At 43.6% G+C, this 21,653-nt stretch carries 22 protein-coding genes; 12 read left to right on the top strand and 10 right to left on the bottom strand.

What is annotated here, in order from left to right; translation table 11 throughout:
• Positions 1 to 16 precede the first annotated feature (16 nt).
• Together PN499_RS00650 and PN499_RS00645 are read left to right on the top strand one after the other, a co-directional pair.
• Complete coding sequence (locus tag PN499_RS00650; protein ID WP_272029655.1) at positions 17 to 376, top strand: VOC family protein; 360 nt, start codon at positions 17 to 19, stop codon at positions 374 to 376.
• Positions 376 to 1,665: a recombinase family protein gene (locus PN499_RS00645; RefSeq protein ID WP_272029654.1), complete on the top strand. Its 1,290-nt coding sequence runs from the start codon at positions 376 to 378 to the stop codon at positions 1,663 to 1,665. Before PN499_RS00650 ends, PN499_RS00645 begins: the two co-directional genes overlap by 1 nt.
• 31 nt (positions 1,666 to 1,696) lie before the next feature.
• Here PN499_RS00645 and PN499_RS00640 read toward each other — a convergent pair whose 3' ends face one another.
• The 3 genes from PN499_RS00640 to PN499_RS00630 all read right to left on the bottom strand — a co-directional run bounded on the left by PN499_RS00640 (position 1,697) and on the right by PN499_RS00630 (position 7,682).
• Positions 1,697 to 2,476, bottom strand: coding sequence for a hypothetical protein (locus tag PN499_RS00640; RefSeq protein WP_272029653.1), 780 nt, complete (start codon positions 2,474 to 2,476; stop codon positions 1,697 to 1,699).
• A 509-nt stretch (positions 2,477 to 2,985) separates the two neighbouring features.
• Entirely contained in the window at positions 2,986 to 6,342 is a 3,357-nt protein-coding gene (locus tag PN499_RS00635; RefSeq protein WP_272029652.1) for a WD40 domain-containing protein, read from the bottom strand.
• Between the two features lie 20 nt (positions 6,343 to 6,362).
• Positions 6,363 to 7,682, bottom strand: coding sequence for an AAA-like domain-containing protein (locus PN499_RS00630; protein ID WP_272029651.1), 1,320 nt, complete (start codon positions 7,680 to 7,682; stop codon positions 6,363 to 6,365).
• A gap of 267 nt (positions 7,683 to 7,949) precedes the next feature.
• On the opposite strand from PN499_RS00630, the gene PN499_RS00625 reads away from it, so the two are divergent.
• The 3 genes from PN499_RS00625 to PN499_RS00615 all read left to right on the top strand — a co-directional run bounded on the left by PN499_RS00625 (position 7,950) and on the right by PN499_RS00615 (position 9,278).
• The gene (locus PN499_RS00625) at positions 7,950 to 8,462 is read left to right on the top strand and encodes a hypothetical protein (protein WP_272029650.1); all 513 of its coding nucleotides are present in this window, start codon (positions 7,950 to 7,952) and stop codon (positions 8,460 to 8,462) included.
• A gap of 56 nt (positions 8,463 to 8,518) precedes the next feature.
• Positions 8,519 to 9,013 carry a hypothetical protein gene (locus tag PN499_RS00620; protein ID WP_272029649.1) on the top strand — a complete coding sequence of 165 codons (495 nt, stop codon included), beginning with the start codon at positions 8,519 to 8,521 and terminating at the stop codon, positions 9,011 to 9,013.
• Positions 9,014 to 9,110: 97 nt separating this feature from the next.
• Positions 9,111 to 9,278 carry a hypothetical protein gene (locus PN499_RS00615; RefSeq protein ID WP_272029648.1) on the top strand — a complete coding sequence of 56 codons (168 nt, stop codon included), beginning with the start codon at positions 9,111 to 9,113 and terminating at the stop codon, positions 9,276 to 9,278.
• A 63-nt stretch (positions 9,279 to 9,341) separates the two neighbouring features.
• Here the strand turns inward: PN499_RS00615 and PN499_RS00610 are convergent, their stop codons facing one another.
• On the bottom strand, positions 9,342 to 9,500 hold the full coding sequence (locus PN499_RS00610; protein ID WP_272029647.1) for a hypothetical protein: 159 nt from the start codon (positions 9,498 to 9,500) through the stop codon (positions 9,342 to 9,344).
• A 350-nt stretch (positions 9,501 to 9,850) separates the two neighbouring features.
• On the opposite strand from PN499_RS00610, the gene PN499_RS00605 reads away from it, so the two are divergent.
• Positions 9,851 to 10,612: a thioesterase II family protein gene (locus tag PN499_RS00605; protein WP_272029646.1), complete on the top strand. Its 762-nt coding sequence runs from the start codon at positions 9,851 to 9,853 to the stop codon at positions 10,610 to 10,612.
• 18 nt (positions 10,613 to 10,630) lie between these two features.
• Here PN499_RS00605 and PN499_RS00600 read toward each other — a convergent pair whose 3' ends face one another.
• From PN499_RS00600 to PN499_RS00585, 4 genes are all read right to left on the bottom strand, one after another.
• Complete coding sequence (locus PN499_RS00600; protein WP_272029645.1) at positions 10,631 to 10,795, bottom strand: hypothetical protein; 165 nt, start codon at positions 10,793 to 10,795, stop codon at positions 10,631 to 10,633.
• Between the two features lie 98 nt (positions 10,796 to 10,893).
• Positions 10,894 to 11,283: a glycine zipper domain-containing protein gene (locus PN499_RS00595; protein ID WP_272029644.1), complete on the bottom strand. Its 390-nt coding sequence runs from the start codon at positions 11,281 to 11,283 to the stop codon at positions 10,894 to 10,896.
• Between the two features lie 70 nt (positions 11,284 to 11,353).
• Positions 11,354 to 12,343, bottom strand: a complete 990-nt coding sequence (locus PN499_RS00590) for a GMC oxidoreductase (protein WP_272029663.1) — start codon at positions 12,341 to 12,343, stop codon at positions 11,354 to 11,356.
• A 61-nt stretch (positions 12,344 to 12,404) separates the two neighbouring features.
• On the bottom strand, positions 12,405 to 12,695 hold the full coding sequence (locus PN499_RS00585) for a hypothetical protein (protein WP_272029643.1): 291 nt from the start codon (positions 12,693 to 12,695) through the stop codon (positions 12,405 to 12,407).
• Between the two features lie 108 nt (positions 12,696 to 12,803).
• Here PN499_RS00585 and PN499_RS00580 point away from each other — a divergent pair, with 108 nt between their 5' ends.
• The 4 genes from PN499_RS00580 (at position 12,804) to PN499_RS00565 (ending at position 19,612) form a co-directional block, all read left to right on the top strand.
• The gene (locus tag PN499_RS00580; protein WP_272029642.1) at positions 12,804 to 13,616 is read left to right on the top strand and encodes an SDR family oxidoreductase; all 813 of its coding nucleotides are present in this window, start codon (positions 12,804 to 12,806) and stop codon (positions 13,614 to 13,616) included.
• Positions 13,617 to 16,247 carry an MGH1-like glycoside hydrolase domain-containing protein gene (locus tag PN499_RS00575; RefSeq protein WP_272029641.1) on the top strand — a complete coding sequence of 877 codons (2,631 nt, stop codon included), beginning with the start codon at positions 13,617 to 13,619 and terminating at the stop codon, positions 16,245 to 16,247.
• Between the two features lie 282 nt (positions 16,248 to 16,529).
• A complete protein-coding gene (locus tag PN499_RS00570; protein WP_272029640.1) occupies positions 16,530 to 16,952 on the top strand; it encodes a hypothetical protein in 423 nt (140 codons plus the stop codon).
• Positions 16,949 to 19,612, top strand: a complete 2,664-nt coding sequence (locus PN499_RS00565; protein WP_272029639.1) for a KGGVGR-motif variant AAA ATPase — start codon at positions 16,949 to 16,951, stop codon at positions 19,610 to 19,612. The genes PN499_RS00570 and PN499_RS00565 overlap by 4 nt, the downstream gene beginning before the upstream one ends.
• Here PN499_RS00565 and PN499_RS00560 read toward each other — a convergent pair.
• On the bottom strand, positions 19,578 to 19,745 hold the full coding sequence (locus PN499_RS00560) for a hypothetical protein (RefSeq protein ID WP_272029638.1): 168 nt from the start codon (positions 19,743 to 19,745) through the stop codon (positions 19,578 to 19,580). The genes PN499_RS00565 and PN499_RS00560 overlap by 35 nt on opposite strands.
• A gap of 142 nt (positions 19,746 to 19,887) precedes the next feature.
• On the opposite strand from PN499_RS00560, the gene PN499_RS00555 reads away from it, so the two are divergent.
• Entirely contained in the window at positions 19,888 to 20,388 is a 501-nt protein-coding gene (locus PN499_RS00555) for a cupin domain-containing protein (protein WP_272029637.1), read from the top strand.
• A gap of 13 nt (positions 20,389 to 20,401) precedes the next feature.
• Positions 20,402 to 21,358: a VOC family protein gene (locus PN499_RS00550; protein ID WP_272029636.1), complete on the top strand. Its 957-nt coding sequence runs from the start codon at positions 20,402 to 20,404 to the stop codon at positions 21,356 to 21,358.
• On the opposite strand, the gene PN499_RS00545 is transcribed toward PN499_RS00550, so the two are convergent.
• Entirely contained in the window at positions 21,311 to 21,502 is a 192-nt protein-coding gene (locus PN499_RS00545) for a hypothetical protein (protein WP_272029635.1), read from the bottom strand. The two genes, PN499_RS00550 and PN499_RS00545, sit on opposite strands and share 48 nt — an antisense overlap.
• Positions 21,503 to 21,653 lie beyond the last annotated feature (151 nt).

Below are 21,653 nucleotides of genomic sequence, written 5' to 3'. Positions count from 1 at the left end.
TACCAATTTAATAATTATGCAAATTACTCAATTTCTCCACGCTGCCATAGTTGTTAGTAACCTAGAAAAATCAGATTTTTTTTATGGAACTGTCTTAAACCTCTCCAAAGTTGACAGAGATTTAAAATTTCCGGGTGCATGGTATCAAATTGGCAACTTCCAAATCCATCTACTAGCCGCGTCAACAATTATAGACGATCGCGGAGATTCTGAAAAATGGGGGCGCAACCGACATCTAGCATTTTCAGTTGCGAATTTAAACCAAGCTAAAGAACAATTGATTGCCCACAATTGCCCCATACAAATGAGTGCATCAGGTCGCAATGCTTTGTTTACTCAAGACCCCGATGGTAACATAATTGAACTCAGCGAATAATGAAAATAATTGCTTATTCCTATAGCGATCCTCTACTTGAAATAGCACCGCCAGCATCAATTTGGGAAAGGGAAGTCGAGCGCATCTATCAAGATTTAGGGGGACGCGAACAACTGCAACAACTCTTAAAAGACTGCCAATCAGAACCACCAGAATATCTATTAATTCAGCGTGTGGAAGAACTGGGCGATACTGTGCAGCAAGTCTGCGATCGCCTCTCCCAAATTGAAGCTCTCGGTATTCAGTTAATTATAGAGGGAAAAACAGCTAATAGTCAAGTTTCAACTATTACCGATCTACTCAAATTACTTAACGAAATTCAACAGAGTCAACACAGCCGTAGCATTCGCAAAGGACACGCTAGAAACCGGATTAAAGCTCTTCCACCTCCCGGAAAAGCGCCCTATGGATATCGGCGCGGAAAAGACCGCTATACTGTCGATCGCAGCGCTGCACCAGCCGTTAAAGACTTTTTTGAACACTTTTTGCTCTATGGTTCCTTGCGGGGTTCTGTTCGTTATTTAGCCAAGAAGTACGGCAAGAAAATCTCTGTCAGCACGGGTCGCCGCTGGTTGACAAATCCCGTCTACCGAGGCGATTTAGAATATCAAAACGACCAGGTAATTTCTAATACTCATATTCCGATTATTTCCAGAGAAGAAGCGGCCCAAATAGACCGTCTTCTGCGCCGCAATCAGAGGCTCCCTCCCCGCACTGCTAGCGCCCCCCGTTCTTTGGCGGGTTTAGTAGTTTGTAAAGAGTGCGATTCAGCGATGACAGTTGCTAAAGTTACATCCCATCGCAAAGACCAAGAATATCTTTATTTGCGACCGATTAGCTGTCCTCAAAAACCTAAGTGTAAAGCCTTATCTTATGAGAAGATATTATCACAAACTATTGAGGTAATTTGTCGAGATTTGCCCTTAGCTGTAGCAGAATTAACAATGCCAGATATGGAGGGAATTAAAGGAGGAATTATGAGCGAGATCGCAGCTAAGCAAGAAATTATCGATCGATTACCTATTTTGACTGAAGAGGGGGTTTTAGATGTAGAAACCGCAGAATTGCGAAGTTATAAACTGCGTACAGAAATTTCCGAACTGCAAAGCAAACTCGCACAGCTTCCGCCTGTGAATTTGCGCTCAATTGCTCAAGCTGTTTCTCTACCGCAATTCTGGCTAGATTTGTCAGAATCAGAGCGCCGATTCTACTTTCGAGAGTTTATTAGTCAAATTGAAATTCTTCGTCAGGATACAACCTGGCAGATTCAAATTGTCTTTATTTTTTGATGGGGGAATAACGGTCTTGAGTATACTGCGACTAAGTTACGTCTTGTGTATAACTCTCAGGAGTAAGTGTTGCAGTCCTCATTTTTCTGGCGAAAATCTGAGTAGCATCCTCTAGGGTAACTTCGAGAATCAACTCATTTAATGATAGGATAATGTAAGAGTGCAAAGCGTGGATAAAGATAACGATGCCTAGCATCTCTAAAACCTCCTCAATAGTCGCTAAGATTTTGTAGATTATGCTCTCTATCCCATTCACAGAAGCCTCGTATCCCCCAAGTAATTCCATACCCAAGGCTCCTCCAACGTAGACAACCCCTGCCATCAAAAATAACTTTTTGAACTTGATAGGAAGGTGAGCGATAAATTTCAGATAATACAACCCGAATATCGCTAAAAAAACGGCGGCGGGAACAACCCAAGTAAATAAAAGAAAGCCGCTGGCGTTAAGTAAAGATTGCATCGGGTCAATTAATTTCTCGTGTAATTGTTTGGCTTCGTCCACACAGAGATAAAAAAATATAGCCGATAAAATCATCCAGTGGCGCGTATACCGAGCATTTTCTAAATTTTTAGCATAGGCGATCGCGCCTAGTAAGATTGCACAAAACAGCAATGTAGAAGCCGAGTAAAGCGTAGGAATATTACGTTCGCTATCTAAATTGAAGGCATTTGCAAAGTAAGTTATAAACGGGTGTTCGGGTAGGAAATAAAGCATCAATTGCCCAACAATGGAGAGTAAGGCAAGACCTAAGATTACTTGGATCAGGAAGCGGCTAACTGTCCAGGGAGAGAGAGAAAGGGTAAATTTCATGAACCTAATTTTTAACTTTTACTTAAACTTTGGTTCACACCCAGGGCAGAGTAATTGAAGATTTGGCTAAGCTTGCTTTGAGCTAAATCTAAGCTAGCTCAACATACAAGCAAATTTTTTGCCCTCAGCTATAACGATGGTGAGTGAACTTGGTTAACTTTAGTTTAAAGGCAAGTTAAATCTTTGGTTATATATCTTTAGGTGGAAAAAAAGCGGAAGAAAATATGAGATTTTTCTATTGTCTCTCTTCCTTTTGGGAGAACTCCAGTACGATAAGGCTATCTGTGGATTGTGGTGACACCCGGACAGGTTCAGCGCCGCATTAAAAACTTCAGTTGCAACGTTTTTCTACAAGCAACAAATTGTCTCAGGTGGAAGATGGGGGTGTGTCGCCACAAATTCACCTGATGGAGAACTGGTTTGAGGCGTTGCGATCGGCTTTAGCGATCGTTCAAGCTAAGATTCTTTAATGTAGAGTTTTTTATCGGTATTAAAATCTGAGTTTGTATCTAATCTAACTGCAACCATTCCCTTGCTCTTGCTAATAATTGGTTTAAGTTTTCTATCGGCCATAATCTAACTACACCGTCACCATAACCGGCCGCTAAATACTTACCATCTGGGCTAAAACAAACACTAAATACTCGACTTTCTATTTCAATAAATTGCCACCTATCCTCATAGCCAATAAAATCTGCAATTAAATTACCTGATAAATCCCACAGTTTCGCCGTATTGTCGAATGAACCCGTAGCTAGATATTTGCCATCGCTACTGAAACTGACACTCGTTACCGAGTCAGTATGGCCGGTGAAGGTGTGGATTTCAGCTTTAGTTTCGATTGACCACAGTTTCGCCGTATTGTCGTCTGAACCGGTAGCTAGATATTTGCCATCGCTACTAAAACTGATACTCGATACCAGGTTAGTATGGCCGGTGAAGGTGTGAATTTCGGCTAGAGTTTCTATTGACCACAGTTTCGCTATAGAGTATTCTGAAACCGTAGCTAGATATTTGCCATCCGGACTAAAACTGACACTCGTTACCCAGTCAGTATGGCCGGTGAAGCTGTGGATTTCGGCTAGAGTTTCTATTGACCACAGTTTCGCCGTGTTGTCGTATGAACCCGTAGCTAGATATTTGCCATCGCTATTGAAACTGACACTCGATACCGGGTTAGTATGGCCAGTGAAGGTGTGGATTTCGGCTAGAGTTTCTATTGACCACAGTTTCGCCGTTTTGTCCCATGAACCGGTAGCTAGATATTTCCCATCGGGACTAAAACTGACACTCCTTACCGAGTTAGTATGGCCGGTGAAGGTGTGGATTTCGGTTAGAGTTTCTATTGACCACAGTTTCGCCGTTTTGTCGTCTGAACCGGTAGCTAGATATTTCCCATCGCTACTGAAACTGACACTCCTTACCGGGTTAGTATGGCTGGTGAAGGTGTGGAGTGCCGCGCTGATTTTTGTTGACCACAGTTTCGCCTTGTAGTCGGCTGAACCCGTAGCCAGAAACTTACCATCGCCACTCAAACTCACACTACATATACAGTTATTATGACCAGTGAAGGTGTGGAGTAATTCTTTGGTTTCTGTTGACCACAGTTTCGCCGTGTTGCCCTCTGAACCCGTAGCCAGAAACTTGCCATCGCCGCTCAAACTCACACTCGTTACCCAGCCAGTATGGTCTGTGAAAGTGTGGATTTTGGGTAGAGTTTCGATTGACCACAGTATCGTGTAGTAGGCTGAACCCGTAGCCAGAAACTTGCCATCGGCACTCAAACTCACACTTGTTACGCTGTTAGTATGGCCGGTGAAGGTGTGGAGTAATTCTTTGGTTTCTGTTGACGACAGTTTCGCCGTGTTGTCGGCTGAACCCGTAGCCAGAAACTTGCCATCGGCACTCAAACTCACACTCGTTACGCTGTCAGTATGGCCGGTGAAGGTGTCGAGGGCTGCGCTGGTTTCTGTTGACCACAATTTCGCCGTGTTGTCGTCTGAACCCGTAGCCAGAAACTTGCCATCGGCACTCAAACTTACACTCGTTACGCTGTCAGTATGGCCGGTGAAGGTGTCGAGGGCTGCGCTGGTTTCTGTTGACCACAGTTTCGCCGTGTAGTCGGCTGAACCCGTAGCCAGAAACTTGCCATCGGCACTCAAACTCACACTCGTTACCCAGCCAGTATGGCCGGTGAAGATGTGGAGTGCTGCGCTGGTTTCTGTTGACCACAGTTTCGCCGTGTTGTCGTATGAACCCGTAGCCAGAAACTTGCCATCGGCACTCAAACTCACACTAATTAAGCTGTCATTATGGCCGATGAAAGTGTGGCGTTCTCGAATTTTACTCAGAATTGTTTGCAAGGCTAAAAGGGGACTGGCGGCGGGAGAATCGGCTGCCAGTTCGGAGTTATCTTTTACTAAGTTTTCCCACGTTTCCAGTAACTTTTGTAAATCTTCGCCGGCTTTTTTTGCCTCGCGGAGTGCTTGAAATTGTCCTGTTTTTGTATTAAAGCGCCGCAATGCTTGAACGCCTGCTCTTTCTATTTTAGTGCCTTCTTGGGCGGCTTTAATGATCTCTTTGGCTTTGGCTTCCGCTTGTCTGAGTATTTCTATTTGGTAGCGTTGACTCGCATCGAAGAAAGCCGTATCATCATCGCTTAATCTTTTGCCTTCTTTCCAGTTTAATGCCTCAGTTAAGGATTCGCCACGTAGGAGTCGGGAGTCATCTTTTTTGTCAGATTCTATCCAGGCCTGGAAGTTTTCTTGATAGGGTCGGAGGTTGGCGAGTTGCTGTTGTACCCAGTTGAGGTTGAAGACTTCTTTGTAAATTGGGTTGTAAACTTTCAGGTGTCCGTTATCTTTGACTACTAGGCCTGTGAGTTGTAATTCCATTTGGTCGGGGGAGTTGTCGGCGGGGATTTGGCCATTGGTGAGGATTTGTTGGTAGATACTGAGGAGGCGACCGCTGCGATTTTGGACTTGTTCAGAGATGAGGCGATTGCGAATTGTCCTCAAGAGTTCAGGATTATCTTGAGCTTCCCAATTATCAATAATATAAGTTTGGGCAATTTCATCAATATTTGGCTTGTCAATTTCAGCGTATTCGAGCACCCGCTGACAGAGTTTTTGGGTGAGGAATGGTTGACCGCCTGTTAATTTGATGATTTGTTCTAATATTGCAGTGGAATTGTTGCCGAATTTCCCCTCTAAACCTTTGGTTAAGACGGGTGCGGCTTCTTTTGGGGTAAAGCCTTTGAGTTCGATGGCCTGACCGATATTATAAGGTGTTCGAGTTGTATCTTTGATTAAATCTGAAGGAGTAGCGACTCCCAACAAACAAAAAGTAAGACGTTGATAAGCGAGATTATCGGCTCTTAGATTATAGCAAGAGCGAATATAGGCAAAAAAGTCATCTCTAATAGAATCTAAACTGAGTAGTCTATCAATTTCATCAATAAAAATAATAATTTGATTCGGTAGATTTTTTAACAATACAGTTTTGACAAACTCACTCAATCGGTCTATCGGTAATAGCCAGTCATATTCATTATTCCATTGTTTTAAATTAACGCTGGGTGATAATTCTTCATTGAGTTTAAGTAAAATCCCATTATACCACTTATCGGGTGAACTTGACTGACTACCACTGGGAGAAACATCAATGAAAATACAGTGAATTTGCTCTGCTTTTAACCGATTCATTACTTGCACTCGTAAACTTGATTTCCCAGTTTTACGAGAGTTAAAAACATGACAATATTTTCCCTCTTTCAAAGCAGCATAGAGTTGGGAGTCTGCATCTCGCGTGACATAGGTTTCCGTATCTGGCAGTAAAGTTGCTTCGTAGATATATTTGTAACTCATAACAATTACCTTAATTACTTTCATTCATTAGATTTCAGCCAAACTGAGAAGTATTGACGGTACAAGCCACACCTCGGTAAACAATCATTCCCTTGTACTTGCACTAATCCCATACTTTCCAATTTAAAGGTATAATTTTTTTCTACTCTCACGGGTTGCTGGTTAATAACAACTTCGTGGTAAGCTGCTGCTAGTTCAGGATTTTTATTAAGAGCAGCTAAGTATTCTCGCAAGTGATTTTTAAAAGGACTATTTTGATCTTCAGTTGGTGCAATTTCTAAAAGTTTTTCTAGGGAAACTTGATTATTTCTTAGATGGATTAGAGCCTTTTGCACTAAATAAGGATGTCCGCCAAACATAGCCATAAATTGCTCAATTTGTGGCTTTTGTAAAGTTAGTTGATAATGCTGTGCTAATTTTAGCACTTGAGCGGGAGTGAAATCTGGTAATTTAACAGTTAAGCCTACACCCTCAAGAGGAGAGAAGTCAATATTTGAATTTGAAGAACCGTAAATATCAGTCGAGTGAACAATGACTAATCGAAATTGCCGCCAAATTTCAGCCGCTTCATTACCTCCTGTATAAAGTTGGCTCCAGTACCGAAGCAACCCACAAAAATCCGTTCTAAAATCATCTATTTCAAAAACTAAATCGACATTTTTTAACGCAATCACTAGAGGTTGAGTGCGTTCTGACAGCAAATATTTTTCAAAATAAATTGTGATGTTGTCGTGAGCTTCGTATAAATCATCATCCCAAAAATCAGCTAGTTTATTATCTAAGTTTAACTCTCTGCTAACATTGCTGCATAGCCATTTTAAAAATCGGGAATATTCAGAAACTACGGCACTGTTCGCTAGTTTAAAATCTAAGATTACAGTTTGACAGCCATTTTCTCTGGCGTGTTCAAGAATGCGATTTAGCAGCCAAGTTTTACCCGTGTACTGTGGTGCTGTGATGCGAATAACAGCACCAGTTTCTCGAATTTTATCATAACAATTAGATTCAATGGGGGGACGGTCTAAATATAATAATTGACCGTTGTTTTTCTTGTTTCTCTTTCGCTTCAGTGCTTCTTGATAATTAGATCTAGTGATCTTTTCTCCTAATGCTTTGCTTAATTTTTTCCATAAACCATTTTCACCATTTACGACATCTTGATTAATATAGTGTTCAGTATAGCCAAGCTCATCTGCTATTTCCTGATAAGTCTTTCCCTGCCAAATTCCATGCAAGACATCCACTTCAATAGTCTTTAGATACCTTTGAGTATTCTCAAATATAGCAGAATTGGCTATTTCAAGAGTTTCTTCCCAAGTTAAATTTAAGTTTGAGTTCATTCTTCATGGCTCCTTTAGCACTGACTTATACTATAACTTCTTTTTGCAAAAATCAATTCCTTAATAAGGCTTTTGCACCATTTCCCTACAGACAACCTTACTTTTCCCTATTTTCCCTGATTCTTGCCTAGCTTCTACTAGATATTACCCTATTTGTGAACAATTCCAATTTAATTATTCTATTCTTATCTCCTATTTTTACCAGATTGAGAATAAAGATTAAAAGCAATTTAATGGAGGCATAAACAAACGTAATTCAACTGAAGCATGAACACTAAACACAAACCAAATTTAGCACAAGCTAAACTGATTCAGATATATGCCGAACATTACCTCTACTCGCCAGAGGAAAAAATATCGAAACCAGATAAAGCTAAATTCAGCAAATTTGTACACCGAGAATACACCAAACTAAAACGGCTAAACATTCAGGAAATGCGAGTCAGCGGTCAACCTTATCGCGATGCTAAGGAATTATTCGCAGACTTCGATCAAAATCGGCGCATACAAGTCTCAACAGACTTCAATAACCCCGCAATTCTCGATAAAGAAGCTAATTTGAAATATCGCTATGTTCACGATGTGCACCACTGCTTAATCCGGTCTGATTTTTCCTGGCAAGGCGAATTAAGAGCCTGTGATTACTTTTCTTCCTTAACAGATGACGATACCATTCGTCGAATCTTACGTTCTGAATTAGTTTACCAGGCTGCCAGCTACTTCTATTTAGGCGATTTTCTAGACACCCAAAAGATCGTACTTTCCGACCCGAACTTCTAACCCAATTAACCCAGAGAGGTAAGCAATTACCTCTCATCAGCCAAGGAGAAAAAACTATGCAATCCCTACAACAAATCATAACAGAAATGGCTCAAACCAACTCCACGATAAAAACCGCCCTTCAACAATCACAACCAACACCCATGACTACCCTACTACAAACCCTTCCCCAACCCATTAAAGCAATAGTCGCAAACTACCCCGCGAAAATTAAAGTGGCAGATTACTATATCAGCACCTATTGGCCCGATTCCCACTTCGCCCAAGGCAAATCCTTAATGAGTGAAAAATCTCGCTTATTCGGCGGCGCAACCGCCGCCAATGGATTCTTAGGGATGTGGGAAAATCCCGCTAATCAATTAGTAGAACAAGAGATTTTCTTAATTAAATCCTTCACCGACGCGCAAGGACTTAGCCAGAATTTAAGCACATTTTTAGATCGAGTACGTTACTGGGGAAATATCTGCGGTGAACAAGTAATTGCCGTCGAAATTGGTAACTGGATGGGTAGCTTAATGTTGCTGATTCCCACTCGTTCCTTCCCTCTTTAAGTATAGGCGGGGCGGGTTTATGAAATCCCGGCGTTGAAATCAAAGATTTTGGCGAACCCGCCCCTACAAATTTGATTATTTAACAGGAAACAAAACCATGAAATGTGATGAAAGCTTCTGTAACTGGGTGAGAAATTCCCAAGATGCCGACCACTACATCTGCTTAAAGTGTGATAAAGAAAAACATATCAATCGTTCCGAGCCGATGCTAACCTTCATTATCATATTTGCGATCGCACTCACTATCGTTATAGTCCTTAATTAAAAACGGACACAAATCAAAAACCCCCTAAAAAAAAGGGGGTTAAGACTATCTTCTAATTCCTCACTAAATCACCCTAAAATCTTCAGCACCCAAAGTATTAGCCCCAACTCCATTAACAGTAGCCAACACTTGACCAGTGCTAGCAAAACTGATTGTAGTCACACTACTCCCAGAAGAAATATTAAGCTGTTCAAAAGTCAAACCTCCCGCTAATCCTATCAAATCTTGCCCTTTTTGAAAGTCAGTAATTACATCATTGCCCTGATCGGGTGAGAAAATAAAAACATCATTCCCACTCCCACCAATCAGAGTATCGGCGGGCGTTGCTGAATTAGGGTATGATGAGTTGAGAGTGCGATCGCACTATAAGTTTATCATACCTTGATTCAGCAACGCCGTGCTAGCGAAAATAATAATTGTGACATTCAATTTTCAAACTCTGGCTGGAACGCTATTATCAATAATCTGACAACCTGCACAATTCCTGGTAATCATTACACTATAGTTCAAAATCCTTTGGTCAAAAATCTGGTTCAAGCAGTAGAAACGTTTCTGAAATCACCACAAGAAAAATGAGCAATCAACAAGAGCGATCGCTCTGGCTAAAAAACTACTTTCCCAGTCCTACAGCAACCTTGCGCCTTTTCTGTTTTCACCCTGCTGGAGCAGGTGCTTCATTTTTTCGGAGTTGGGCTAATCACTTCTCACCTCAGATTGAAGTTTTTGCTATTCAACTACCTGGGCGGGAAGATCGTCTGAAAGAATCACCGTTTACCCAGATTGCCCCTTTAGTTAGAATACTCGCCCAAGTTCTACCAATTGATTTTTTAAAACAGTCTCCCTTCGCTTTTTTTGGTCACAGTTTGGGCGCGCTCGTTAGTTTTGAATTGACTCGACAACTGAGAAGATTACACGATGTTGAACCCATTCATCTGCTAGTATCTGGTCGTCTTCCCCCTCACATCTATCCCAATACTTTTTTGTACCAACAATCCGATCGAGTTCTAATTGAAGTCTTACGTCAATACGGTAGTACCCCTGAATTAGTTCTGCAATCAGATGAACTCATGCAAATTTATCTAAAGATTCTCCGGTCTGATTTTGAAATTAATGAAACTTACACTTTTACTCCTGAACCGGCTCTTGGGTGTCCAATTAGCGCTTTTATGGGTATAGAGGATGGAGTGGTTAGTCAGGAGCAATTGTTACAGTGGAGTCAACATACCCAAAGTAATTTTGAATTTAAACTATTTCCTGGGAAACATATGTATCTCAAGAATCAACCTGAGCCACTTTGGAAAGCCATCTTACAATCAACAGTCAACAGCAAATAACGGGACTTAAACAAAAAATTAGTATTGTCCTCGCCTTTCATCCTCTTCAAGTCCGAGAGCACACTGGATACGCGATCGCATAGCGTCTGTCAGTCTGTAATCTGTAGGGTGCGTCAGACAAAGAGCGATCGCCACTTTCGGCAAAGCCTTTTTTCCCTCCTCAATGGGGCTAAGTTTCCTCATTCCCAAAGAAGCAACTCACTATGGAAAAGTTATATTTTTATAGATTCCATACGCATTCACTGAAACTATTCCATTATCTACTTTACCTACACTTCCAATCAAATAGGCTCCTTGAACCGAGGCTTTGATAAAGCGCGTAGCTCATCCCAGGAGTAGTGCCGGGGCAACTCAATCTCCTTATTATCGGCTCCCAAGTCCAACCCTATTGTCTCGTTTACCTCCTCAGCTACTTCTTTGGCCATTTCTGCTAAGGAATTTCCAGCGATACTACCCGCGATCGCTCCCGCCACTGCCCCAAGCGTTGCACCCACTCGCCCACTAACAGAATCACCAATTGCGGCACCTGCCACACTACCACCGATTGCGCCAAGCCCTGTAGCAATGGGATGACTAGATGAGCGAATACTCGGTAATGCTGCGCTATCAGATTTCTCCTCTTGAGCATTGAGATGTTTGTCTTGGGGTTCAGATTGCTGTAAGTCATTCATCGTCGTAATCTCCTTAAAACTTGGAACCTTAGATTTTTATGTCAGCATAAAAAACGGCTGGAATCAGTTGCTAACTCAGCATTTCAGCCAGACGATCGCCAACGCGCAGAGCATTTGCCATAATCGTCAGTGTCGGGTTGACTCCAGAATTGGAGGGGAAAAAGCTACCATCGACAACATAAAGATTATCGACATCGTGAGTGCGGCAGTTGAGGTCTAATACTGATGTTTTGGAGTCGCTACCAAAGCGACAAGTACCGCATTGATGCGCCACAGCTTGCAAAGGAATATTATTGCGGGGGTAGAGGCTAAAGGGGATGACGTGCATCGCATTTCGCTCGATTGATTTCAGCACAGATGTCCAGCGATGAACCAAGCGATCGCCAGCTTCAGTATTATTAACGGTGTAATCCAAGTGCAACTTGTCACCGACAACACGCACCCGATTGTTAGGATCGGGCAAATCTTCAATTTGCAGCCACCATCCTACAGCTCGTTCAGCAATCAGATGGAGTTCAAAGCCTGGAATCAATTTTACTAAGGGTGCTAAAAGCGGTGGCGCTTCCCCCGGAATCATATCTGGCAGCACATTTCCAGTATTTTGCACCATTCCCATTGGATAAGGAAAATCTGGTTCGCCCCAGTAGAAGTCGTTAACGGCGATCGTCTTTTGAAAGTTGGCTCGGTTAGGTTCAGAATGGATGGATAATAGTGCGATCGCCTGATGCTTCATAAAATTGCGCCCCACCCGATCGGAACTATTCGCCAGTCCATTTGGATGCTTGTCATTAGCCGATCGCAGCAGCAAAGCAGCGGAATTGATCGCCCCGCAAGCCACTACGACAATATCAGCAGAAAACTGATACAACTCGCCATTAATATCAGTTTCAACGGCAGTCACTTCTCGCCCAGACGCGCTAGTGTGCAGTTTGAGAACTTTGGCATTTGCGATCAGCGTTACGTTAGAGTACGCCTCGCGGGTGGGACGAATCGCATTAACTTCAGCATCAGCTTTTGCACCCACCAGACAGGGATAACCGTCAAAGGTATCGCAGCGAATGCAGGGACTTTTAGGGCGATCGCTCCAGCCCTGTCAAGGTGAGTGAAGAGGTTGTTTAGCCTCACGTAAGAGGCGAGCTGTAGAAACAGTGCATTGACTCCTGATTATGAATTCGTTCTAATGGTGGCTTTTTCGGACCGCGTGGAGTTGAAGATATCGCCTTGAGATTGACAAGACTAGCCAAGTATGCAAGGGTATCTGTGAATTGCGCGATCGCCATCTGCGAGAAAGCCTCCCATTCTTGAGAAGGAATCGCAATCATCATTCCCCGATAAGTTCCTTGGATTTCATCTACTAGGTAATAGTCAGAAACACCGGCTTCAACTTTACCTGCACCATGAACCCCCCGCAAAGCAGCTTTGACTGTAGAGAGGATATTGTAAGTTTGAGGATTAGATAAGTAGTTGTTAATTTAATCAGGTACAAATTTACTGGCTAGGAAACAAGACGAGGAAAAAATATGAGCTATTCCCCTAATCTTCTCAAAGGTCAAAAAGCACTCGTAACGGGTGCAAGTTCTGGTATTGGTGAAGCGATCGCCCGTGCTTTGGCTGCATCGGGTGCTTCTGTTGCAGTCAACTACCATTCTGAACAGGAAGCAGCAGAGAAGATTGTCAGCGATATTAAATCACTGGGTGGGGAAGCGATCGCCATTGGTGCAAATGTTGCCAAAGAAGAGGAAGTTTTGTCGATGTTTGACCAAATGTACCAGCACTTCGGGACAATCGACATCTTAATCAACAACGCCGGACTGCAAAAAGACTCAGCCTTTGTAGACATGACTCTAGACAATTGGAACTTGGTTATTGGCGTGAACCTAACTGGACAATTTCTCTGCGCTCGTGAAGCCGCAAAAGAGTTTCTCAAACGGGGCGTGAAGCCAGATATATCCAGTGCCGCAGGCAAAATCATTTGTATGAGTTCGGTACACGAGGTGATTCCTTGGGCGGGTCACGTCAACTACGCTACCAGTAAGGGCGGTATCCACATGATGATGGAAAGTATTGCCCAAGAACTCGCACCCCACAGGATTCGGGTCAATAGCATCGCACCCGGTGCGATTAAAACCCCAATTAATAAGGCAGCCTGGGATACCCCAGAAGCTGAGGCAAAATTACTAAAACTCATTCCCGCAAAACGGATCGGAGATGTAACAGACATCGCTAAAGCTGCTGTTTGGCTTGCCTCGGATGACTCAGATTATGTGAATGGTGAAACTCTATTTGTAGACGGCGGCATGACTCTGTATCCAGGGTTCGCGACGGGGGGCTAAATGAACGCAGAACAGCAACGCTTAGAGGAGAATCGCGAACCAGATCAACCTTGGTATCGTTGGGGTTCCTACTTGAGCGATCGCCAATGGGGTACAGTGCGGGAAGATTATTCACCTGAAGGTTCAGCTTGGGAGTATTTTCCTCATGACCAGGCGCGATCGCGCGCTTACCGTTGGGGTGAAGATGGATTGGGTGGATGGTGCGATCGCCACAGTCAACTCTGCTTTGGTCTAGCACTGTGGAATGGTCGCGATCCAATTTTAAAAGAACGCCTGTTTGGACTCACTAACGAACAAGGTAATCACGGTGAGGATGTCAAAGAATACTATTTCTACCTGGACAACACGCCTACCCATTCCTATATGCGCTGGTTGTACAAATATCCTCAACTGGAATTTCCCTACACTCAGCTTGTAGAGGAAAACGCTCATCGCCACAAGGATCGACCAGAATTTGAATTATTAGATACGGGCGTGTTTGACGATAATCGTTATTTCGATGTGGTTGCCGAGTACGCCAAAGCCTCTCCCGATGATATTTGCATTCGCATCAGCATCACGAATCGGGGGGCGGAAACTGCCGCAATTGACATTCTACCTACCCTTTGGTTTCGCAATACCTGGATCTGGACGGGTAATAAACCGCAGTCACAGCTATCGAAAGTTGCTGATGGTGTAATTAAGGCGAACAGTGAGAAATATGGGGATTATTGGTTATTTTGCGAGGGAAATCATCAGCTTTTATTTACAGAAAATGAAACCAACACGCAACGCCTCTACGGAGTTGCTAATGCCTCGCCTTATGTGAAAGACGCTTTCCACGAGTATGTAATTCACAATAACCAGGATGCAGTAAATCCGAATCAGGTTGGTACAAAAGCAGCAGCTTGGTATCAATTGGAAATTGAGGCGGGACAGACAAATGTAATTCAACTTCGCTTCACCAACCAATATACTGACACGCCATTTAATGCAGCATTTGCTAATACCTTCTGCCAGCGTCAAACAGAGGCAGACGAATTTTACGAAACGCTCACCCCCGGTCTAGACGAGGATTGCCGCAACGTTCAACGACAAGCGTTTGCCGGACTGCTGTGGAGCAAACAGTTTTACTACTATGATGTCCATACTTGGCTGCATGGAGATTCAGCAGAACCTATCCCACCCAATCAACGCCTTACCGATCGCAATACTCAGTGGTGGATGCTTTACGCCGAAGATGTTATTTCCATGCCCGATAAGTGGGAGTATCCTTGGTTTGCTGCCTGGGATTTGGCATTCCACTGCATTGCTTTGGCATTAATCGATGGAAACTTTGCCAAGCAACAATTACTGTGGTTGACTGGCGATCGCACCATGCACCCCAACGGTCAATTACCCGCTTACGAGTGGGCGTTTAGCGATGTCAATCCTCCGGTACAAGCATGGGCGGCGTGGCGCGTCTACAAAATTGAGCAGAAACGAGTTGGAACGGGCGATCGCAACTTCTTGGAGCGAATGTTTCACCGCTTGATGCTCTACTTTACCTGGTGGGTAAACCGCAAAGACCTACGAGGGCAAAACTTGTTTCAAGGAGGATTTCTCGGACTGGATAACATTGGGCTATTTGACCGCAGCCAGTCATTACCAACGGGGGGATATTTAGAGCAGGCAGATGGCACGGCATGGATGGGGATGTTTTCATTAAATATGCTGGCGATCGCGCTGGAATTGTCCCGTGAGGACGAAACCTACAGCGATATGACGTTGAAGTTTTTTGAACACTTCCTCTACATTGCTAACGCCATTAATCATGTAGGGCATGAAGAAATTGTGCTTTGGGACGACGAAGACGGCTTTTACTACGATGCCTTGCACTTACCCAACGGAGAGGACGTGCGAATCAAAGTACGGTCAATGGTGGGACTAATACCGCTATTTGCCGTCGATACTATCGAGCCAGATTTGTTAGAAATTGTGCCGGGGTTAAAAGACAAAATTGAGTGGTTTCTCAACAACCGTCCCGAACTGGCACAAAACATTGCTTGTATGACCATTGAGGGAGAAGGCGATCGCCGCTTGCTTGCCATTACTAGCCCCGAAGCGCTACGTCGTATCCTGCGACCATTGTTGGATGAGGAGGAATTTCTCTCACCTTACGGTATCCGCTCGCTTTCCCGCTATCACAAAGAGCATCCCTTTATCTTCGACTGGGACGACACTCGCTATCAAGTAGACTATGAGCCTGCTGAATCTACTTCTAACCAATTTGGTGGTAATTCTAACTGGCGCGGGCCGATCTGGTTTCCAGTTAACTTTCTACTAATTGAATCCTTGCAAAAGTTCCACCACTACTTAGGCGATGACTTCACAGTGGAGTGTCCCACAGGTTCAGGAATAATGCTCAATCTCTGGGAGGTGGCGGCTTATTTGGAGAAACGGTCTCTCGCTATTTTCTTACAAAATCAAGATGGGCAGCGTCCGGTTTACGGTGGTATTGCAAAATTTCAGCAAGATCCCCATTGGCGCGATTTGATTCTCTTTTACGAATACTTTCATGGTGATAACGGGGCTGGATTGGGAGCAAGTCATCAAACTGGATGGACAGCACTAATTGCTAAGTTGATTCAGCAGGTAAACGATAAACCATGATACTCCGCCTTCTGGGGACGACAAGCGCCCAACAATTGAAATGTTGTCTCGATCGAATGGTTCATTGCGGAATTAACCGGAACTTAAAACCGAAAGGTTAATTCCACAAGGGTCTTACGGCATAACTTAATGACCCAGCAACTTATCTCACAGATGCTTAATGCGATCGCGAAACTTCGCCTTAGAAGTAAGATCGATCTCTCCTATAATCTAAAAAATGAGATAATTTAACTCAAAACTCAACATGGTAAGTTAAGCTTTAAAATGATAATCCCAGCTGGTGTGAGTGAATTACGTCAAGCTTTTCATACTCATCTTGGCGCGTCTAGCCAAACAAAAGGTATTTCTTCTCAGCTGCTGCTATTCTATGCTGCTGAATGCGGTATAAAGAGTATCTGGCTAAGGCGAAACAAGTTAAAAACAATAAATGACATTGCCGATCAAACACTCATCTCACAAGATGGTCATAATTTAGATAGATGGAGAAAAGAACTGAAAATTCCTGCCAGCCAAGATAATCCGGCTAGCAAAGTTGGCCGAACTCCCCATTTTCGTCTGGCTAGCGGTGGTTCAGCTTTAGATATTGAAAAGGCTCATCAGGTATGGCGTTATAATATTCGTATGAATCCGCAGGATGAAAAAGCACTGGTTGAGTGGCTGGAAAGTCTCTGTGATTATTGGATAAAGGAGAACATCAACCGATGATTCCATCAGATATTCGTCTTTACACTTGGGTTGACGTAGAAGAAGTCTTGCTGCGAATTCCAGAGGAAGGAAAGTGGCCAGAATGGTTAGTTTGGGCGAGAGCTTACTGGGATGGCTTAACAATTGGAATTCGTGCCGAAACTCAAGCACAAGCAAAAAATGGGCTGCGTGAAATTTACGAACCTCGATTCCGCATTAGTTCGGAAGAGGAAATAGCAGAAGGTTGGATTATTTTAGAAAGCGTTCCCGAAAATGAACGTACTCTACCAATCTTTTTTGAAGAAACCGAAGAAGAAGCGTCTGTTCCTAGATTAACGCCTAGCTTATCCAGGCCAAGTGTTATTTGGCAACCCAGTCAAGATATCCAAACCCCAGAAAGTTTACCAGAAAGTTTACCGCCAGTAGTCGCTTTTCATTCCTTCAAAGGAGGCGTTGGCAGAACAACCCACGCTCTTGCATTAGCAGAGGTTTTAACCGAAGAAAAACAGCGGGTTCTCCTGGTAGATGCAGATATGGAAGCACCAGGAATCAGTTGGGTTTTTGAGCGCAGATTGCCCAATCCACCCGTTTCTTTTGCTGACTTTCTCGCGCTAGTTCATGGCGATCCATCTCCCGACGGTGAAACGGCAATTCAATTAGTAGCAGATAGGCTAGAAAGTGCTTTAATTGACAATATTTATATATTACCATCTTTTCGTTCAAGTAATGGATTTACTTCTTTAGAAATCCGACCAGAGAATCTCATCCAAGGTGCTAAAAATCCTTTTATTATCACAGACATCCTGGCAAAGCTAGGGCAAACTTTAGGCGTGAATGTTGTCATAGTAGATTTGCGGGCTGGACTTTCTGAACTTGCCACAGGTCTAATTTTAGATCCGCGAGTTTACCGCGTCTTTGTTACCACATTAAGCGCACAAGCTATTTCAGGAACGATCACGCTTTTAGAACTGATTGGGAAAAAAGCACTTTCCACAAAAGATACAGAACCGTCACCTGCTTTAATTATTAGCCAAGTTCCTGAACAAGAGCAGGACAGCGATTTAGTAAGTGACACAGAATATAAACTGCTGGAAGCAGCTAAACCATTTATATCAGAAGACCGCGAACCTCTCAGCATAATTACCTCATTCGCTGATAGTTTGTTGGTTTTGCCTCCTACTTGGGAAGAAGTAATCACCCGCATCAAGGGATCTGGAATTCAGGATAAGATACGTCGCCTGATAGATTGGTTGCCAGTTCAGCGTGGCGAAACTGTTCAAGAAGATATTCCAAGTTTAAAGTCCCAAAGAGAACGTCTCAGAGATATAGCTCAACAATTAGTGTTTGCAGAGAATGCAGAAGTAAAAGATTTTCTGCCTACTGTTCCTCTGCGGAACTTAGCTTCAGATCACCGCCGTCGTCTTCCCATTGCGGTGATAGTTGGTGCAAAAGGTTCTGGAAAGACCTATACTTTCCTTCAGATTGTTCGCAGAGAAACCTGGGAAAATTTTGCCCAAGATGCGGAGGCAACTGAAGTTAATGCTAATGGTTTGATCGTCCCTCTACTAGAATCGAAAAATCTTAAAGATGCTGCTAAGGATTTAGTCCGAGAAGTGCGAAAAACAACAGCACTGGCTTTGGGATTTGATGAACCGCAAGATGCTAGCATGATTCGGGACTATATTAGAGAAGGTTGTCGGCTAAATCTTCACGAAGGTCAATGGCGCGATCGCTGGTTAAATGCGATCGCTTGGGGTGTCGGATTTCGTTCACAAGTAGAAGGTGCAGGCAAAGCATTAACAGAGCATTTACTAACAGCAAAACAAAAACTGGTTATAGTAATTGATGGTTTAGAAGACCTATTCCAAAACTTTGCCAGTGACGAATCTCAACAGACAGCTTTACGCGCTTTACTTCAGGAAGTTCCAGAGTGGCTAAGTCAACAACCCGGTCTTCCTTTGGGTATTCTAATTTTTGTGCGTCGGGATATTCTACTTGCTGCTATACGTCAAAATGCTGCTCAAATGATGGCACGTTACGAACCTTATGCCTTAAAGTGGAATCGAGAAGAAGCTCTCAGATTAGTTGCTTGGGTAACTCAAATAGCAGATATATCTCCCAACATTCAGATTGATAAACTTCAGGAGAAGAGTGAGATAGAACTGACTGAAGCTTTAGTACCTTTATGGGGTAAAAGATTGGGGACCGATCGCTCTAAAGAACCGTCTTCAGCCAGATGGGTGATTGCAGCACTTTCAGATTTCAGGGGACAAATTCAGGCAAGAGACTTAGTACGCTTTCTACACTTAGCAGCAAAAGGGTCTGTTAATGATGACCGCTGGCAAGATCGTATAGTAATTCCTAAAGCAATTAAGGGAGCATTGCCTGAATGCAGCAGCGAAAAAATAGGAGAAATTGAGGTAGAAAATACAGCCCTAAAAAATGTCTTTACTAAATTACGTGAATTGGGAGAAGACCACCGAAAAATACCCTTTACTAGAGATACCGTGCAATTATCACCAGAAGAAATGAAGATTTTAGAAGATAACGGTGTAGTTATTCTTGAAAAAGATGAATACTATATGCCAGAAATCTTCCGTTTGGGACTACGTTTTTCTCTGACTGCTCCTGGACGTGCCAAAGTAATTACTCTGGCTCGCCGTGCTGAAAGGAAAAATTGATTTCAATGCTGTCGTCTTCGTGGAAGTAAACGGGGCCTTCGCTGTGAACGGCACCATTGGCAAGCTTTTGGAGTGAGGGATCTGGGTGTACAAGCGATCGCAGGCGATCGTGGATTTCGCTGGTTTCAGGCATGGTATTTCTTGCCAGTTAACGCACATTGAGCTGCGATCGTTACAGCTTTAAGTTCTTTGGCGAACCTTAGCAGTGATGGCATGATATAGAATACATATATAATGTTTTTTGTCAATGCGTAAGTCCGAGGAAATTTATTTTTATGACTCATCTTCCATCCCACGAACAAATAGAATCGCGATCGAGCGATCGCAAACATCCAACACCGCCCACAATCGACTATTGGCACGTCTGGACTGACGAAGACGGCATCAGCCACCAGTCCCGTTGCCAAATTCAAGATTTCACTCTCAAGAGCATTTCACCACCTGCCTCTCCTCAGTGGCTCGAACAGATGCAGCAAGTCGGTGCTACTGTCGTCTTTACGGTGCAACCTGTTGGCTGGATTGGCACTTGGCATGAAAATCCAAAACCCCAATGGATTATTCCGCTATCGGGACGCTGGTTTGTGGAGACGATGGACGGGCAACGAGTGGAGATGGGTGTTGGTGAAATTTCGTTTGGAGAAGACCAGAATACGAAAGCGAACGCACAGGGACAGAAGGGACACCTTTCTGGCACCGTCGGCGATGCGCCCGCAGTTCTGATGATTGTGCAACTTGAAGAAACGCCGACAATTGGGCAGGCTTGCCGTTTTCGATAAGCTCAAAATTTTTATGTTGAATCCCATTCAGGTACAACGAATTCGTGCTATTGGATTAACCGTGAGTGATGCCGATCGCTCTCAGGAGTTCTATACGCAAGCACTAGGATTTGAACCCGTTTCAGACATCACGGTTGAAACAGATGATTACAGCGACTTAGTAGGCGTGGCTGAGGCAACAATTCGCATTGTCACCTTGCAGCTTGGAGATGAACTCATTGAGCTGATGCAGTATCTCAATATTGAGGGAAAACCGATTCCCAAGGATTCGCAAAGTAATGATCTGTGGTTCCAACATTTGGCGATCGCAGTTAGTGATATGGATCGGGCTTATGCTCATTTGCGATCGTTTCCAATTGAACCGATTTCCGTTGAACCGCAGACGATACCACCTGAGAATAAAGCATCTGCTGGTGTACGAGCCTTCAAGTTCAAAGATTGCGATCGCCACCCTTTAGAGTTAATTTGGTTTCCTGCCGATCAAGGGCAAGAGAAGTGGCATCGCAAGAGCGATCGCTTGTTTTTAGGAATCGACCATAGTGCGATCGCAATTAGCAACACCGAGCAGAGTCTAAAATTTTACCGCGACTTGCTGGGAATGCAAGTTGATGGTGGCAGTCTCAATCAAGGTAAAACGCAAGCTAGACTCGATCGTTTACCAGAAGAAGTTGAAGTCCGAATTACAGCACTGCGACCCGATCGAGGCGGTTTGGGTATTGAATTACTAGACTATCTTGTGCCTCCAAATAGTCGTCCCATGCCGAGTAACTGGAAAAGTTGCGATATTGCTAATATGCAAATTGAGCTAGTTGTCAACGACATTGAGCAAGCTGTGGAAATGTTGCGGCAGAATGGGGTTGAGTTTGTATCGTCGCGAGTTGTTAAGTTTACAGAGAGTTGCTGTCCTTATCGTCAAGGTTGTTTAGTCAAAGACGCTGATAGACATTCTATGTTGCTGATTGCGGAATAAATCTCTTGTAAAAATCGGTTTAATTGGTTCGGATCGCCAAAAGTTGCCCTGACCCCAGAATATTTGCAAAGCTTGTTCTAAGGCTTGGTCGATATCAAAAGCGCGAGGTCGTCCCTGTACGCTATGAGGCTTTTTCGTTTCCATACCGTTCAGTATAAAACTTCCTTGACACCTTGACGGGGTGACAACCCCGTCAACTCCCCCACCAGTAGCGGATTTACCCAACCTGAGCTAAAAAAAGATGGGGTCGAAATTGTTAAGTGGCCCCATCTGTTAATTATGTTTCCTCAATTTT

It is taken from the genome of Kamptonema animale CS-326 (genome assembly GCF_028330895.1).
In the GTDB taxonomy this organism is placed as follows: Bacteria; Cyanobacteriota; Cyanobacteriia; order Cyanobacteriales; family Microcoleaceae; genus Kamptonema; species Kamptonema formosum.
This window is presented reverse-complemented; position numbering and strand designations above follow the sequence as displayed.

What these genes read in the sequence shown, in the direction of transcription:
- PN499_RS00650 (WP_272029655.1), top strand. Translation starts at nt 17, where the DNA reads ATGCAAATTACTCAATTTCTCCACGCTGCCATAGTTGTTAGTAACCTA.
- PN499_RS00545 (WP_272029635.1), bottom strand. Translation starts at nt 21,502, where the DNA reads ATGGAAACGAAAAAGCCTCATAGCGTACAGGGACGACCTCGCGCTTTT.
- PN499_RS00600 (WP_272029645.1), bottom strand. Translation starts at nt 10,795, where the DNA reads ATGAGGAAACTTAGCCCCATTGAGGAGGGAAAAAAGGCTTTGCCGAAA.
- PN499_RS00645 (WP_272029654.1), top strand. Translation starts at nt 376, where the DNA reads ATGAAAATAATTGCTTATTCCTATAGCGATCCTCTACTTGAAATAGCA.
- PN499_RS00635 (WP_272029652.1), bottom strand. Translation starts at nt 6,342, where the DNA reads ATGAGTTACAAATATATCTACGAAGCAACTTTACTGCCAGATACGGAA.
- PN499_RS00620 (WP_272029649.1), top strand. Translation starts at nt 8,519, where the DNA reads ATGCAATCCCTACAACAAATCATAACAGAAATGGCTCAAACCAACTCC.
- PN499_RS00595 (WP_272029644.1), bottom strand. Translation starts at nt 11,283, where the DNA reads ATGAATGACTTACAGCAATCTGAACCCCAAGACAAACATCTCAATGCT.
- PN499_RS00550 (WP_272029636.1), top strand. Translation starts at nt 20,402, where the DNA reads ATGTTGAATCCCATTCAGGTACAACGAATTCGTGCTATTGGATTAACC.
- PN499_RS00605 (WP_272029646.1), top strand. Translation starts at nt 9,851, where the DNA reads ATGAGCAATCAACAAGAGCGATCGCTCTGGCTAAAAAACTACTTTCCC.
- PN499_RS00615 (WP_272029648.1), top strand. Translation starts at nt 9,111, where the DNA reads ATGAAATGTGATGAAAGCTTCTGTAACTGGGTGAGAAATTCCCAAGAT.
- PN499_RS00640 (WP_272029653.1), bottom strand. Translation starts at nt 2,476, where the DNA reads ATGAAATTTACCCTTTCTCTCTCTCCCTGGACAGTTAGCCGCTTCCTG.
- PN499_RS00630 (WP_272029651.1), bottom strand. Translation starts at nt 7,682, where the DNA reads ATGAACTCAAACTTAAATTTAACTTGGGAAGAAACTCTTGAAATAGCC.
- PN499_RS00565 (WP_272029639.1), top strand. Translation starts at nt 16,949, where the DNA reads ATGATTCCATCAGATATTCGTCTTTACACTTGGGTTGACGTAGAAGAA.
- PN499_RS00625 (WP_272029650.1), top strand. Translation starts at nt 7,950, where the DNA reads ATGAACACTAAACACAAACCAAATTTAGCACAAGCTAAACTGATTCAG.
- PN499_RS00560 (WP_272029638.1), bottom strand. Translation starts at nt 19,745, where the DNA reads ATGCCTGAAACCAGCGAAATCCACGATCGCCTGCGATCGCTTGTACAC.
- PN499_RS00575 (WP_272029641.1), top strand. Translation starts at nt 13,617, where the DNA reads ATGAACGCAGAACAGCAACGCTTAGAGGAGAATCGCGAACCAGATCAA.
- PN499_RS00555 (WP_272029637.1), top strand. Translation starts at nt 19,888, where the DNA reads ATGACTCATCTTCCATCCCACGAACAAATAGAATCGCGATCGAGCGAT.
- PN499_RS00580 (WP_272029642.1), top strand. Translation starts at nt 12,804, where the DNA reads ATGAGCTATTCCCCTAATCTTCTCAAAGGTCAAAAAGCACTCGTAACG.